Annotated in this window: 15 protein-coding genes; 9 read left to right on the top strand and 6 right to left on the bottom strand. The window is 62.2% G+C overall.

Translation table 11 applies throughout. The annotated features are described in order from the left end of the window. Positions 1–200: 200 nt before the first annotated feature. The 4 genes from ACD578_RS05250 to ACD578_RS05265 all read right to left on the bottom strand — a co-directional run bounded on the left by ACD578_RS05250 (position 201) and on the right by ACD578_RS05265 (position 4217). Positions 201–2117, bottom strand: coding sequence for a ParB/RepB/Spo0J family partition protein (locus ACD578_RS05250; protein ID WP_404291490.1), 1917 nt, complete (start codon positions 2115–2117; stop codon positions 201–203). Beyond that, a complete protein-coding gene (locus tag ACD578_RS05255; RefSeq protein WP_404291492.1) occupies positions 2110–2358 on the bottom strand; it encodes a hypothetical protein in 249 nt (82 codons plus the stop codon). Before ACD578_RS05255 ends, ACD578_RS05250 begins: the two co-directional genes overlap by 8 nt. Before the next feature lie 123 nt (positions 2359–2481). Continuing rightward, the gene (dnaN, locus tag ACD578_RS05260; protein WP_404291494.1) at positions 2482–3597 is read right to left on the bottom strand and encodes a DNA polymerase III subunit beta; all 1116 of its coding nucleotides are present in this window, start codon (positions 3595–3597) and stop codon (positions 2482–2484) included. Positions 3598–3611: 14 nt separating this feature from the next. Further along, the gene (locus tag ACD578_RS05265) at positions 3612–4217 is read right to left on the bottom strand and encodes a hypothetical protein (RefSeq protein WP_404291496.1); all 606 of its coding nucleotides are present in this window, start codon (positions 4215–4217) and stop codon (positions 3612–3614) included. 128 nt (positions 4218–4345) lie between these two features. Here ACD578_RS05265 and ACD578_RS05270 point away from each other — a divergent pair, with 128 nt between their 5' ends. Beyond that, complete coding sequence (locus ACD578_RS05270; protein ID WP_404291498.1) at positions 4346–5062, top strand: hypothetical protein; 717 nt, start codon at positions 4346–4348, stop codon at positions 5060–5062. Positions 5063–5243: 181 nt separating this feature from the next. Here ACD578_RS05270 and ACD578_RS05275 read toward each other — a convergent pair whose 3' ends face one another. Then, the gene (locus tag ACD578_RS05275) at positions 5244–5702 is read right to left on the bottom strand and encodes a hypothetical protein (RefSeq protein WP_404291500.1); all 459 of its coding nucleotides are present in this window, start codon (positions 5700–5702) and stop codon (positions 5244–5246) included. Between the two features lie 877 nt (positions 5703–6579). Next, on the bottom strand, positions 6580–7386 hold the full coding sequence (locus tag ACD578_RS05280; RefSeq protein WP_404291502.1) for a helix-turn-helix domain-containing protein: 807 nt from the start codon (positions 7384–7386) through the stop codon (positions 6580–6582). Positions 7387–7851: 465 nt separating this feature from the next. On the opposite strand from ACD578_RS05280, the gene ACD578_RS05285 reads away from it, so the two are divergent. The 8 genes from ACD578_RS05285 (at position 7852) to ACD578_RS05320 (ending at position 13859) form a co-directional block, all read left to right on the top strand. Continuing rightward, positions 7852–8040, top strand: coding sequence for a hypothetical protein (locus tag ACD578_RS05285; protein ID WP_404291504.1), 189 nt, complete (start codon positions 7852–7854; stop codon positions 8038–8040). Between the two features lie 103 nt (positions 8041–8143). After that, on the top strand, positions 8144–8653 hold the full coding sequence (locus ACD578_RS05290) for a hypothetical protein (RefSeq protein ID WP_404291506.1): 510 nt from the start codon (positions 8144–8146) through the stop codon (positions 8651–8653). 55 nt (positions 8654–8708) lie between these two features. Then, positions 8709–8969, top strand: coding sequence for a hypothetical protein (locus ACD578_RS05295; RefSeq protein ID WP_404291508.1), 261 nt, complete (start codon positions 8709–8711; stop codon positions 8967–8969). Positions 8970–8973: 4 nt separating this feature from the next. Further along, positions 8974–9396 carry a hypothetical protein gene (locus ACD578_RS05300; RefSeq protein WP_404291510.1) on the top strand — a complete coding sequence of 141 codons (423 nt, stop codon included), beginning with the start codon at positions 8974–8976 and terminating at the stop codon, positions 9394–9396. After that, entirely contained in the window at positions 9396–10607 is a 1212-nt protein-coding gene (locus ACD578_RS05305) for a CHC2 zinc finger domain-containing protein (RefSeq protein WP_404291512.1), read from the top strand. The genes ACD578_RS05300 and ACD578_RS05305 overlap by 1 nt, the downstream gene beginning before the upstream one ends. Beyond that, positions 10604–10906 (top strand): hypothetical protein, encoded by a 303-nt coding sequence (locus tag ACD578_RS05310; RefSeq protein WP_404291514.1) that lies wholly within the window; start codon positions 10604–10606, stop codon positions 10904–10906. Before ACD578_RS05305 ends, ACD578_RS05310 begins: the two co-directional genes overlap by 4 nt. Then, positions 10903–12711 carry a phage/plasmid primase, P4 family gene (locus ACD578_RS05315; RefSeq protein ID WP_404291516.1) on the top strand — a complete coding sequence of 603 codons (1809 nt, stop codon included), beginning with the start codon at positions 10903–10905 and terminating at the stop codon, positions 12709–12711. Before ACD578_RS05310 ends, ACD578_RS05315 begins: the two co-directional genes overlap by 4 nt. Positions 12712–13064: 353 nt before the next feature. Then, a complete protein-coding gene (locus ACD578_RS05320; protein WP_404291518.1) occupies positions 13065–13859 on the top strand; it encodes a hypothetical protein in 795 nt (264 codons plus the stop codon). The last annotated feature ends 17 nt before the right edge of the window (positions 13860–13876 follow it).

A 13876-nucleotide genomic window follows, 5' to 3' on the forward strand; every position in this document is an offset into this window, starting at 1 on the left:
CCTCATTCGTTGGGTGGGTGATGAACGGCATTTCGATCTGCCCTACCGGCCAGAACTGCCGGCAGTGCTCGTCTTCGCTGGGCCCGTGTTCGTCTCCCAGCGGGTAGTAAGGCTGCCGCTCAGTGGGCTGCGTCCCGCTCTCGGAGTGCCGATAGCAGTTGCGCCGCGCCGGGCAGATCGTGGAGATGCACATGCAGATTTCAGGCACGGGCCGTCTCCGGAGCGCCTTTGGCGCGTGACTTAGCCTTCGGAGCGGGCGCCTTCTTGCCGGGAGCCTTCTTTGCTGTCGGCTTCGCTTTTGCCTTCGGCTTAGCCTGCTTCGCCGCAGCTGCACCTGGTCCCGCGTAATGTGACGTCCGCAGCTCCGGGGGCAGCCAGCCTGACGCCGGCACGTTGCTCACGGCAAGCTGCACCAGGTCTGCCTTCGGCTTCGTGCCGGCCCGGCGGGCGGCATCGGCTCCCAAGGCTTCCGCGATCGCCTTCAGGATCAGCGGCTTGCTGACGCTGCGGAAGTAATCCTCCGCATCGAAGGTCTCCGCGACGGCGTCGACCATCTCATGGCCGAGGACCTCGCAGATCAGCGAGACCGATTCATCTTTCAGCGGCAGGGTGTTGATGTTCCGCGTCTGAAAATCGAACGACTGACCGACGATCTCGGCCAATGCGGCGAGCTGCTGCTCAGTATCCATGGCAGCAATGTTCAGATAGGCCTTCTTGAACTCGATGGCCTTGCTCTCGCCGCGGCTGGCCATACCGCCATGGTTCAGCCTCGCGCCCATGCCGAAGCTCTTGTTGGCAATCAGGGCGGCGATCGAAATCTCGAAGGCCCGGCTGGGACGGGCCCTCACTGCTTTGGCGGCCGCCTGCGTGAGCTGCGCCGATAGCCGCTGCACAAGGGCATTGGAAATCATCGCGTCAGCCTTGTCCTTGGACGCAACCTTGGTCTCGGTTCGTGAGGGCTGCCGATCTGCACTCGGCTTCATCACGCCGGCCCGGATCTCCAGTTGACCATTGTTCCCAAGCGAGAGGATGCAACCGGACTTGGCTTTGGCTTCGGCGCTGAAGCCGCGAGATTCGATCCGCGCCTCGATCTCATCTACCTCGGTGCTGGCGGCTTCCCAGACATCCTGGTCATCGTCGGCGTCCATGATCGCCTGCAACTCGTCGAGACGCTTCGCCTCCTCGGGCGTCGGTTCCTTTTCGCAGCGGATTGTGGGCCACTGCCAGCGTGCGCCCACAGGCAAGTCATCGAGCGGAGCCGCCCAGGACCATCCCTCGGCGACCAGGCGCTCGCATTCCTGGCTCAGCTTTTCATCGGCAAGCTGTTTGGCGAGCGGTGCATCCGAGATCACGTGGTTGGTGCCGAATAGATCCTCGGTGATGCCGCCACCAGCGGCTTCATAGGCCTCCTTGCCGATAAAGGTCAGGTAGCGTCCGGCATCGCCCTTGTTGGCGCCGAACTCCTGGCGAACGGCGGAAGCGTAAAGATTGCCGTTCTTCGACAGCTTCTTGAACGCGCGCTCCTGGTCCTTGAGGCTCGGCGCGAGCGTGAAAGCCCTGACGGTTTCCTCCGTGTGGTGCCCGAGCTTGCCATCGCGCCAGGCCTGCAGGATCATCGATGAGAGACCGCCGAGCGCCAGGATGCGGCGCACGCGCTTGGCGTCGATCGCAAAGCGCGAGGCAATCGCGGCCTCTGATAGGCCCTCATCGGCGAGCGCCCTGAAGGCTTCGTACTGATCGGCCTCGTGCAGGGGAACGCGGACGATATTGGCGGCGAGAGCCGCTTCTGAAACCGAAGAGCCGGCGGCCAGGATTCGGACCGGTACGGAATAGCCGGCGTCAATCCGTCCGTCATCCTTCAGCCCTTCAAGCGCCCGCAGCCGGCGGTTGCCTTCGGCGACATAGAAATACCCGCCATCACCCGCGACCACGGCGAGCGGCTGAATGATACCGTGGGCGAGAATCGAGGCCGCCAGCTGCTCGATGCCTTCTGACCGGTTGGCCTTGCGCGGATTGGTCAAACCGCCCGGCGCTCGCTCGTCGTGGCCATAGCGAAGCCACTGCAGCTCGACTGACGCGGTGGAGAGATGTTCTTCCTGGAGAGATGCATTAGCCATGGCTCACCTCCTGGGCGGCATGGATGCGGCCACGGATCTTCCTGGCCTGCGCGATGAGGATGGTGCTCTCGCGGCGAGCAGCCGAAGGAGGAATCCGAGCGGGAAGCTTGCGGCCTGAGAGGAGTGCGCGAGCATCGTCGGCATAAGCCCAGATCTCCGCCTCCGTGAACCCGGCGGCGCGAAGGTGGTTGGACTGACACGCGCCGTCTGCGGCCTCCCGTTCGCGCATTACCTGAGCCATGGATTCGGTCCGGAGTTTGCGATCGGGAGCTTTGCGTGCGGCTTCGAGCTTTGAGGGCGGTGGGGCAGACATAAGAATGGCTCCAGGTGAGAACGGAGGTTTCAGGGGAGGGGAGTGCGCGCGTCACACGCGCATTGGCATGCAGACGAAGAGGGCACTCTCATCGTCCTCGGGGAGGAAGATGCCCGGAGCTCCCGGGTCGCCGAGGCGGGCAATGATGCGCTCGCCGCCGGCTGCGCCCAGGATGTCGAGCAGATAGCGGCCGTTGAACCCGACCGTCATCGCCTGGCCGTCGAAGGCCGCGTCGATCTCCTCGGCCGACGAGTCTGCGTTCTGGTTGCGGTGAGTGATCTCGATCCGGTCATTGGCGAAAGCCAGCTTGATGGCATGCGCCTTGGCCTCGGCGATCGTCAGCACACGGTCGACTGCCTTTTCCAGCCCGGCGCGCTCGATGACCACAGTGCGGTCGTTGCCGGCGGGGATCACACGCTCATAGTCGGGAAAGTTGCCGTCGATCAGCTTGGACACAAGCACAATGCCCTTGTTGTTGCTGATCCGGATCTTGTTCGACGACAGGGAGACATCGATATCGCCTGCGGCTTCGGCGACCCGCTTCAGCTCCGCCGTGAAATAGCTCGGCACGATGATGCCGGGCATGCCCTCGGCCCCCTCAGGGGCGGGCACCTCGAGCCGCGCCAGGCGGTGGCCGTCGGTGGCGACAAGGCGCAGCATCGGGCCATCCTGGCCGGACACCACATGGAGGTAGATGCCGTTCAGGTAGTGCCGTTGCTCATCGGTGGCCATCGCGAATTCGCACCGGCTGATCAACTTGGCCAGCATCTGTCCTGAGATGCTGAAATGATGGCTCATGTCCCCGACGCTGAAGTCGGGAAAATCCGCTGCGGGCAGCGTCTGCAAGGTGAACCGGGAGCGGCCGCATTTGATGACCAGAGGACCTTTCTCGTCCTTCAGGCTCGCGTTGATCGCGCCCCCGGGGGGCAGCTTGCGCACGATGTCGTAGAGCGTATGTCCGGGGATGGTGATGCGCTGCGCGGATGTGCCGGCCTGTCCTTCGACCACGGCCGATCCCATCATGTCGAAATCGGTTCCCGTGATGGTGAGCGGACCGGCATCGAGCAGAATGTTCTGCAGGACAGGAACTGGGGATTTCTTGGGCACGATGCGCTGCACCACGCCGAGTGCGATCAGGAGTTGATCCCGGTCAAGAGTGATATCCATGATGTCTTCTCTGGTTAGGCGACGATTCGGGAAGGAAGTTGAGGGAGGTAGCGGCGGAAGCGCTCAAAGAGATCGTCCGCGACGACGACAGGAGGCCGCCAGCGATAGATGCGCTTGCTCGGCTGGACGCCCTGTTTGTCGATGAACCACTCGCGTTTCTGTGGTGCGGCGAAGTCCCGTCGCTCGGTGGCGAGAGCGATCAGATCGATACGCTTGATCTCGCGTTTCTGCTCTTCCGTCGGGAGCGGCAGGCCGGCAGCCTGGTGGATTACCAGATCGTGACGGCGCTCGAGCTCATCCCGGATCTGCTTGATGATCGTCGCGGCTTCCGGCCCGAACATCTGTGTAGCGAGGGCGCTGATGGTCTCCTTCACCGGAGCTGTCGTGTCGTTCAGCCGTTCCTCAGGCGCATCATGCAGGAGCCACCAGGGGCGGAGTGCCTCAGGGGCAATGTCGCAGCCGATCAGGAGATGCTGGCCGACAGAGACCGGGGACAGGGTTTGGCCGGTGAACCGGTTGATCTGCGACAGCGCGGTCGCCATCGTGAAAAAGTCCACGTCTTCCACGCGCGGCCTCAGCAGGTCGATCGGTCGGCCGGAGAGGGAGGGGATCCACGTCATGGGACAACACTCCCATCAGCTGTGGATTGCGCTTGGCTGACGAGTGCATTGCCGTGCTCACACGTTATGGTGGCTCGCGCGGACGACAGATCCGCACGAGCCTCGCAACCACCAACCGAAGCGACCGATTGGAGATCACGAATGGAAGGCCCTTCACCATGGCGCAATGCGGCGAACCAACCGAAGCCACCGTCTCCGCCGCCACCCCCGCCGCGTCCCCCGAGCCCGCCGTCCCCGAAGCCCGGTGGGGGAACGACGAAGGACGCCCCAGCGATGCCGCGTCCGCCGAAGCGCTGATTGAGGCGGAGTACGACCTCAAGTTCGAGCTCGTTTACCGCGAGACCTATCACACTGACCGCGCAGCGTTCCTGCTGCGCGTCAACAAGTTCGGGGCATTTCTGACTGCCATTCTGGGAACGGCCACCGTCGGCGGCGCCCTGGGTGACAAACCTCTGCTCGCAGCCGTCACGGGCTTCGTGGTGACGATTGTCAGCACGCTGGAGCTGGTGATGGATTTTGCCGGCTCGGCTCGTAAGCACGAGGCGCAGGTCGGAAAATTTAAGGCGATTCGCGCTGAGCTTGCCCGATGCGAGCGCCGGCTCGACGCCGTTCGGACGGTCGAGGCGCAATGTCATTGCATCGACCCTGTTGAGGCAGGGTCCTTCCATGCTGTTGCAGCACTGGCTTGGAATGCAGCCTATCTCAGCTTGTCCAAGAATGCTGATCGAGATTGTCTTATCGTGGTGCCGACCTTTGATCGCCTTTTGCGACACGTCCGACGGTTCTCGCCGGATCGCTTCAGCAGCATCGAAGAGACTCGCGCCCGGGCGACCAAAGTGCAGTGAATGAATAGCGAGGCAAGCCTTTGTGCCCTGAGCTTCAAAAGCCTCTATATTCCGCCAGTCCAGCGGGCGCTCAGAAACTTCCTCCGGTTCAGGGGCGGATACGAATTTCTGGATGCGAGAGAATCGCGGCTCAAGCAGTGACGCTGCCGGGCAGATCGAGAGATTCCTGCGGCCCAACATCTTAGGCCCCCAGGATGATCGCCCACACACCCACACTCCCAACGAAGAGAGCGAGGCAGGCGAGTTCAGCGGCGCCGGCGGCAAAGCTGCGAGCTGCGGAAGCGAAGCCAGACGAGGCGGGTTGCGACCGCTTGTAGTGAGTGACAGCAGAAGCGCGGTGCTTGGCGAGTTGGTCCGCAGTCCAGCCAAGGCTGGAGAGTGTCACCCGGTTCTGAGACTTCACAACGCGATCGAAGTCCTCAGCCATTCGCGCGATAATGAATTCGGCGCTTCGCATTTCGTGGCGGGGAACAGGCCAAATATAGCCGTCGTGAGTGACGGCCTTGGCTTCGAGGATAGTTGTCAGGAGGGCATCGGACTTACCCAAGCACTGGAGCTTGGGGAGGCGGATCTGCACGGCCTGACGACGTGGACCCAGTGCGAGCCCGGGCGCAGTGGGCGGAGAAGCAGAGCGGGTCATGGAACCTCCTAGCAGTATGGCTGAGAGGCAATGCTAATGCGCTATTTTTATCGCGTCAATCAGCATGCGAGTTATTTTTCGCAAACTTTGCTAGGTTTAGCGCAAGGAGAACATTCATACTGCGAACTTGGTCGCCGGGAGAAGTTCCCCGTTATCCACAGTAGGGAAGGGTCGACAGTCCGATCACCGTGAACAAGATGAGAACAAACGAGTCAGGAGACGACCTTGCCGGGGCACTTCATTCCTCCAACGCCACCAAGCCCACTACCCAAAGAACACCGATACAAATTGCAGATGAGGTGTACGGACTGTCTGACCGACACCTATCCGGTGGCCCACCTTGGCATGAGGAGGCTTTCGGCTGTCGAGGTGACAACGTGGGTCATAGCGTTCGCTCGCCGGCTCGAGTTGAACTGCCCAAGCTGCGAGAGCCATTCGTCTAGGCTCGTGAGCTTCTTTCCAGACAGAGAAAAGGATTCCCACTATGACCGCTATAGCGCCTAAAACTTTCTACGTCGTCCAGCCATTTTCGAGGCAGAAGCGGGGAGCCTTACGGGCCGAGCTGCCAATCCAGGCGGCCAGCAAGGACGCTGCTCTTCGCCGTGCCGAGCGATTGGCAGAGACGAGGGCTGGCGTACTGGCATTTGCACAGACAGGCGATCCAGAGGTGGGGGATTTTGACGAGCCAGTCATCCTTGCTCGCCACGGCGATGTGCCCGATCTGGAGTAGCTAAAGAAAAGCCCTTCGCGTCTTGAGACATCGCGAAGGGCTGAAAAATGAGCGGCAGGATCAGGCTCCTGTGCGCCCGTAAACTCAGGGCGTTTACAGTCCCTTGGTTTCCTGTGATTTCGCTTCAAGCTTAAGCACGCTCGACACTTAAATCGTCACATCGCTAACAAGGCGGCGCACCAGCGCCAAGATCCGGACGTGGCGACCGTCATCTTCACTGGGATCATGAACAACCTTTTTAGGGACCACGATTGGTTTATGCCGCTTGTTGGTCGACCTCGGGCAGAACTCATAACGGTCCTCATAGATCTCAAGCTGCTTGATCGACCATTCCCGGGTATGCCCACCATCTCGGGTTTGTTCGACCACGACGACCATACCGTCCCGGAGGATGATCCGGCCCTCAATGTCGTGGAAGTCGAGCCCAACCACCTTGTCCCCCTCCAGCATGGGCCGGGGCTTAAGGTCGTTCATGGAATCGCCGCGGACGCGAAATGCGATTCGGCGGGCGTCAGGGTACTCCCGGTCCGGAAAGTCTGGCACGTACTCGATTTCGTCTGGCTCGAATTCGGGAGCCTCCCGAAAGGCGCCTGCCTCCACGTCACCGACGATTGGGACAGGACTCATTTTCTCATCAATGAGCGTAACTTCGGACCCAACATGGTGCTTCGCCGGGGCACCTGGTGACGATTTCGCCGATATGCCCCCCAAGGTACCGACATTTTCAGATCCGAACGCGAGCCATTCCACGGATGTGTCCAGGACGTGTGCTAACTTTCGAATCGTGTCGAGCCGCGGCGAGGCCACCTTACCCTCACGCAAGTTCCTAATGGTTGATCCGCTCAGGCCAGCTTCCTCTGCTGCGGCCCGCTCACTCTTTCCAGTAGCCCCAAGGCGCTGAGCGATGCGGTCCAATAGCGCGCGAATCTCTTGCGGGATTTCAGTTCTTTCCATGGGATAAATCTATCTCGCATGAGAATTTTTGCGGAGCGCATTCTTTATCGTTGCAAATGAGATAAATATTGCGCACCATGGTGGGTATGAGGATCAAAGATCAACTACTCGCTGTCGCGTCGGCCTATGCCAGAGCCATCCATCGCTCAGAGGCCCGGGTTTCCACGATTGTCTTTGGGGCAGGAAATGCCCTGTCGCGCCTTCGAGGAGGGGCCGACATGCATTCGGCCAGGATTGAGAACGGTCTCCAGTGGTTCTCGGACAACTGGCCTGCTGATCTCGACTGGCCTGCTGACATCCCGCGCCCCTCTCGTACGGAGGAGGCGAAGTCATCGCGCCCTTTCCCGGCGACGATCGCGAGTGAGGTTGGAGGTCTGTAATGCGTGTCGGGTACCGGTTGTATCCTCAAGATCATGTCTGGTTTCTCACTCACGATCGGTGGCTTCTGCGCTGGAGGGCCATGGCATGAACCGGCTCATCTCCATCCGCTTGACGATCGTCGCCCTGATCGCTGCCGGCCTCGGCGCAGGCAGCGAGGCTGCGAGCGACCGCCTGGGTCCGCAGCGCATTGCGCAAGCGAGCCTTGGCGATCGCCACCCGAGTTTCCTGCTCAGCGCTGATGCAACGGTTCTTCATGGGGGTGCCCCTTCGTGATCTGACGTTCGTTCGCGTTCCGACCCAACCCTTTTCGCAAACCTAGACCATTCCCGCTTCGGGAAAAGCCAAAAGCTTTTCCCGGTGAGAGAGGCTTTGTACCATGAACCATCCCATCTCCGACGCCTGGTTTCTCCGCATCAAGAGCGCCACCCAGGATCTCGTGAAGGCCTGCAACGGCGTCATCAACGCCGGCGAGATCGCTCTCGTCTCCAAAAGCGAGGTCAGCCGCTGGCAATCGGCCACCGACAGCTCAATCATTCCGCTGACCGCTATGTTGGCTCTGGAATCCTATTGCGGGCAGCCCTTTCTGACGACGGTGCTGGCCGAACTCAACGGACGGCGTCTCTCGGATGAACTGAGCGTCAGCGAATCCTCGGCCGCCTCCGTGATCCGAAGCCATGCTGACGTGATGGCTAAGGGCGCAGACCTTCACGGCACTGTCGCGATCGCCATGGGCGACCACGTGTTCACGCCAACGGAAGCCGCCCTCGCCGACCGGAAAGCGGCTGATCACATCGCTGCCTTGAACCGGTTCCGTCAGGATCTCGCCCGCGTGCGCGCTGGCGAGATCCGGCCCGAACTGCCGACTGCCGCCGAACCCAGCCACTGACACTGCGGAAGACCGGCAAAGTCCGGCACCGCAACCGACGACATAGGGGCAAGACATGCGTAAGAGACAGGTGAAGCCTGCCGGCGCCGTGCCGAAGGCGTTCTTGAGTTGTGCCGACAGACTTCTCGATATGGCCGATGGGGTGAAACCCTCGGATGCCCGGTCCGGACTGCTGCATCTGGCGGATCTCTACCGACACTGTCCAACCTTCTACCCAAACCTGACGATCCGAGAGGGTGACGGGCTCCCCATGCGGGCCTCTTCCGCCAGCGCAGCGGGCTTCGGCTCGCCTGGCGCGATGTGCATGGAGGGCTGACGTCATGGCGGTCTGGTCCTGGAAGGACGTTGACTGGGGGCCGGGTGGGCCGCCGGACTACATCAAGATCCGTCTCTCGCCGATCGGTCCTCGGACAAAGAGCAATGACGGCCAATTGCTGCCGGACAATCGGCCGAGACAACCGCGCTTTCGCCTCACGTCCGAAGGGGAGCAGCAGGTCGTTGCGCGTCTGACGCAGGGCGAGAGCGCCGAGGATGTCGCGACGGATCTGCGGGTTCCCTCAACCATGGTCGAGGCCGCGTCCCGCCGGGCCGGGCCGCACGACTGTGCCTATGGCTGCGGTCCGACACAGACGACGCCGGTGGGATTGTCGGTTGCGACCGACAACACCGTCCGCCAGCGCGTGAAATGCTCCTGCGGTGCCGGCAAATGCTGGACGCGCATCACGGTGCGGGAGCGCGCGTGATGGCCCGCGCTTCCAATCCCGAGCTCGAGCGCTGGATGGAGGAAGCTCGCCGCACGCCGATCACAGTGCTGCTTGATCACCCGGCCATGTCGAAGCTGCGGGGCGGCGTCGACAAGTCGGGTCCATGCCCGCGCTGCCGTGATGGGAAAGATCGCTTCTCAGTCCATACCCGCAAGAACGTGTGGAACTGCCGCGTCTGCCAAATGGGCGGCGATGTGATCGAGCTGTGCGAGATCCTCGAAGGCTGCGATTTCTTCACCGCCTGCGAGATCCTCAACCACCGGCCACCGCCGGGCCGCACGGCTCACGAGTCGCCGGAGCGCCGCGAGCTGCGCGAGCGCGAGGTCCAGGAATGGCGAGCCAAGATCGCGCAGGACGAAGCCCGCAAGGCGCAGGACGAGGCGGACTACCGTGAGCGGGAGCGCAAGCGCTGCTGGGACTTCTGGTCGGCGGCCAAGCCGATCGCCGGCACCACCGCCGACGCCTACCTGGGTCACCGCAAGCTGAAGCGCCCTGACGGCGCCTTGCTGCGCTTTGCTCCCCGCCATCCCCTCTTCGGCCAGGTCGGCAAGGGAGCGAAGCCGGTTCATGTCGGCCCTGCGATGCTGGCGGCCATCATTGGCCCTGACGGCCGGTTCGCTGGCCTCCACGCCACCTGGATCGATCTGACGACGGAGAGCGGCAAGGGCCTGGTACCAGACCCGGAAACCGGCGAATTCGTGCCGGCAAAAAAGGTTCGCGGCAGCCAGCGCGGCGGACGGATCGAACTGGTGCGCGTGAAGAACCCGCGGCGCCTGTTCGTGGGCGAAGGCATCGAGACCGTGCTGTCCGTGTGGACGGCGCTGCAGCTCCTGAACTCGCCGTTGCTTGAGGGCGCTGCGTTCTGGTCGTCAATCAACCTGCTCAATCTTGGCGGCAAGGCAACAACCTCAGTGCGGCATCCGACTCTGCGCAAAACCGATCGCCGCGGCCGGTCCTATCCGACCATGGTTCCGTCGGCGGTGCCGGACTTTTCATCCGATATCATGCCGGTGCCCGACAGTGTGGAGGAGCTCTTCCTGCTGGGCGACGGCGACAGCGAGCCTGAGTTCACCCGAAACGCCCTGCTGCGGGCGGCCCTGCGCCATGAACGGCCGGGCCGCATCATACGAGAGGCATGGGCGGATACGGGTACTGATTTCAACTCCATGCTGAGGGGGCAAGCAGCATGACCAACGTCGTAGCACTCCGCACTGATATCGAGCCGTCGCCGGCGCCAGAAGTACCGTCCGCATTCACGTTTCGCGAGATGGTGGACACGCTGATCTCCACTGCTGAGCAGGCGGCATTCAGTCTCAATGCACTCCACCAATTTGCTCTGCGGGATCCGACCGAGGTGGGCCTCAACACCATCACGGCCGTTCAGCGCGAATGCGCGGTGTACTTCGATCTGAGCAACCTGCTGCGGGCGCTTGAACCCCATGAGGATTTCATTCGCCAGATTGCGGCCCGAGCGGAGACGCAAGCGTGACGGACGATCCGAACAAGCGCATCGTGTCGATCGTCGAAAATGCGCCGGCGCTGAGTGGTATGGCCCCGGCTTCCCCCTCGGCCGCTCCGGATCTCGATGACAGCTTCGAGGATCAAACCGAGATCCCGGAAAACACGGACTGGAGCCTGGTGCGCCAATGTGCGGCCGAGCCTCAGAATGACATCGGCAACAGCCGGCGGCTGCGCATCCGCTGCGGCAATGACATCCTGCATGTGCAGAACATCGGCTGGCATGTCTACGATGGCCGGCGCTGGCTCGAAGACATCGACGACTGCGGCATACGGCCGATGTGCCATATGGTGGTGGAAGCCATTGCGCTCGAATCCTATGTGCTGGAGCCGACGGCGCGCGAACGCGAGATCCTCGATGCGGCCGAGGCGGCACGGGAGCGTCTTGCCGAGACCCATCGCGAGCGCAACGAGCTCGACGACAATGGCGACATCACCAAGGCGGAGCGCGACCGCCGGAAGCGCGACCTGAAGGAAGAGGCGGAGCGGCTCAAGCCGGCGATCGAGCGCGGTCAGATGGCAGCCAAGGCGCTGCAATCCCGTCAGACGCAGCGCCGGCGCTTTGCCAACACCTCGGGCAACTCAGGCAAGATCGATGGCATGCTGCGCGAGGCGGCGGCCTACCTGTCGCATCCGGTGCGCGACCTTGATGCCGATCCGCTCGCCTTCAACGTGGAGAATGGCACCCTGCGCTTCGTCCAGGTCGAAGAACCCGATCCGGAAAACCCAGATCCGAATCCTGAAGCCGAGCGGATGATCAAGGTTTGGAAGGCCAAGCTCAGCGAACACGCCCGCTCCGATATGATTTCCAAGCTCGGGCCTGTGGCCTACGACAAGCAAGCAGGCTGCCCGATCTTCGATGCCTTCATTGCCCGCGTTCTGCCGAGTGCGGCCGTGCGTGAGTACCTGCAACGGTTCTTCGGCTATTCCTTGACGGCGCTCACCAAAGAGCAGGTCTTCATGCTGTTCCATGGTGAAGGCGCGAACGGCAAGTCGACGCTGGTCGACGTGGTGTCGAAGATCTGCGGCGACTACGCCACATCTGTGCCCATTGCCACGCTCGTTGGCGAAGACAGACGCAAAGGAGCCGAGGCCACACCGGACCTTGTGCGTCTGCCAGGCGCGCGCCTGGTGCGCTCGGCCGAGCCGAAGGAAGGTGTGTCCTTCGACGAAAGCCTGATCAAGCAACTCACGTCCGGCGAGCCCATCCTGGTCCGGCGGCTCAATGAAGAGTTCGTCGAGGTCTATCCGACCTTCAAGCTCGTGATCTCGATGAACCGCAAGCCGCCGATCAAGGGCAACGATGACGGTATCTGGCGGCGTGTGTCGCTTGTTCCCTTCGACGTGCAGATCCCGAAGGCTGAGCGCGACAAGGATCTGCCCGAGAAGCTGTGGGAGGAACGCTCCGGCATCCTCAATTGGATGATTGCGGGCGCGCTCGACTACTTCGCTCGCGGGCAGCTCGACCCACCGGACGAGGTCCTGGCGGCGACGCAGGAGTACCGGGACGAGAGCGACCTGATTGGAGCGTTCGTCCGCGCGGCACTCGACATTACCAAGCAATCGCACGACACCGAGACTGCCGGCGACCTGTACGCAGCCTTCGTCGCGTACTGCGAGAGATCGGCGCTCACGGCTTGGAAGAACAACACCTTCACCCGGCGGCTGCCCAAGACCGCAGAGCAATTCGGCTTCGAGAAGGGCAAGTCGTCGATCTCCGTCTACCACGGCATTCGGATCCGCGATGAGTTCCGGCCTTCCTCGCACACCTACTGAGCATTTCCGGGAGGGTAGGGAGGCAAGCGCCTCGCTGAAACGTCTTGCCTCCCACCAAAGGGTTCAAGGGATTTCAACGAGATGGGGGCTTCTGAGGGAGGCTAGGGAGCGTAGGGAGCCTAGCCGCGCGTCACACATGAGAAGATGGCTCTGGGGTCTGAGGGGCTGGTGAACGGGTCGTATTTCTTAGGCGAGGCGCGACGTTTTTCCTCCCTGTCCTCCCTAGACTCCCATACGAAAGAAAAAAGTAAGCGGTAGCAAAGAGATAGAGAGGGCGGTGCTTTGGGAGGGTAGGGGCCTGTTGGTTGTCTATCCTCCCTAGCCTCCCAAACGGGCAAAGAGGGGCAAAAATCATGGCGCAGAAAGAGACAATCGATATCGAAGCCCTGCTGGTGCGGGCCTATCGGCAATACCAGGTGGATCGTGCGACGCCGGAAAAGATCTTGGGGCTGGTGGTGCCGATGTTGCCCTCCGAGAGCAACTACATGATCGTTGCGCGCCACCTCGCCTATGGCACGTCGATCGATACCTCACCGGCCGGCGCCAACATCCTCGGTCGCGCCACCGATGCGGCCGCTGTGCCGGAGGATCTGTTTGCCGTTCATGATGCGGTGCTGGCGCTCGACGACTACTTTATCGAGCGGGCGCGGGATGTCTGCATGGTGTGGGATCGTGAGACGGCGGCGCGGGCCGACGTTGAGATCTGGCAGCAGGACGGCGAGTGGTTCGCGCGGGCCAAGCGTTGGGGCGCGGGAGAGCCCGAGCCGCCGGCACGGCGCCTGCAGCAAGTCAGCACTTCGGTGATCGTGATCCTCAACGCTCGCGCAGGCATCCGGCCGACCGTCGACGACCTGGAGATCGTGGATCAACGCCCGATTTATCGCGGCGCGCGCAAAGAGCCGGTCGGATATGAGCCGGTCTATTTGATCTCGCCTGAGATGATCGCGGTGCAAAGGGCCGAGTATCAGGTCTGGCATTGCGCGCTCGCGCTGCTCGCCGCCCAGATTTCGGAACTCGACACCCTCACCGTCACCGGGCCCGCCGCTCCGCTCTCGCCGTGGGATGAAAAAGTTATCCACACTCCTAACCCACTGGATGTGCAAGATAATCGTACTCTTGGCGAAGAGCGGCCCATCGAGCGGAATTGACGATGGGGCAAAAACTT

The organism is Microvirga sp. RSM25 (genome assembly GCF_044784385.1).
GTDB lineage: Bacteria > Pseudomonadota > Alphaproteobacteria > Rhizobiales > Beijerinckiaceae > Microvirga > Microvirga tunisiensis.

Coding starts and splice junctions, on each gene's coding strand:
- ACD578_RS05305 (WP_404291512.1), top strand. CDS start 9,396: ATGGCCCGCGCTTCCAATCCCGAGCTCGAGCGCTGGATGGAGGAAGCT.
- ACD578_RS05280 (WP_404291502.1), bottom strand. CDS start 7,386: ATGGAAAGAACTGAAATCCCGCAAGAGATTCGCGCGCTATTGGACCGC.
- ACD578_RS05250 (WP_404291490.1), bottom strand. CDS start 2,117: ATGGCTAATGCATCTCTCCAGGAAGAACATCTCTCCACCGCGTCAGTC.
- ACD578_RS05275 (WP_404291500.1), bottom strand. CDS start 5,702: ATGACCCGCTCTGCTTCTCCGCCCACTGCGCCCGGGCTCGCACTGGGT.
- ACD578_RS05295 (WP_404291508.1), top strand. CDS start 8,709: ATGCGTAAGAGACAGGTGAAGCCTGCCGGCGCCGTGCCGAAGGCGTTC.
- ACD578_RS05265 (WP_404291496.1), bottom strand. CDS start 4,217: ATGACGTGGATCCCCTCCCTCTCCGGCCGACCGATCGACCTGCTGAGG.
- ACD578_RS05290 (WP_404291506.1), top strand. CDS start 8,144: ATGAACCATCCCATCTCCGACGCCTGGTTTCTCCGCATCAAGAGCGCC.
- dnaN (WP_404291494.1), bottom strand. CDS start 3,597: ATGGATATCACTCTTGACCGGGATCAACTCCTGATCGCACTCGGCGTG.
- ACD578_RS05255 (WP_404291492.1), bottom strand. CDS start 2,358: ATGGCTCAGGTAATGCGCGAACGGGAGGCCGCAGACGGCGCGTGTCAG.
- ACD578_RS05285 (WP_404291504.1), top strand. CDS start 7,852: ATGAACCGGCTCATCTCCATCCGCTTGACGATCGTCGCCCTGATCGCT.
- ACD578_RS05320 (WP_404291518.1), top strand. CDS start 13,065: ATGGCGCAGAAAGAGACAATCGATATCGAAGCCCTGCTGGTGCGGGCC.
- ACD578_RS05300 (WP_404291510.1), top strand. CDS start 8,974: ATGGCGGTCTGGTCCTGGAAGGACGTTGACTGGGGGCCGGGTGGGCCG.
- ACD578_RS05310 (WP_404291514.1), top strand. CDS start 10,604: ATGACCAACGTCGTAGCACTCCGCACTGATATCGAGCCGTCGCCGGCG.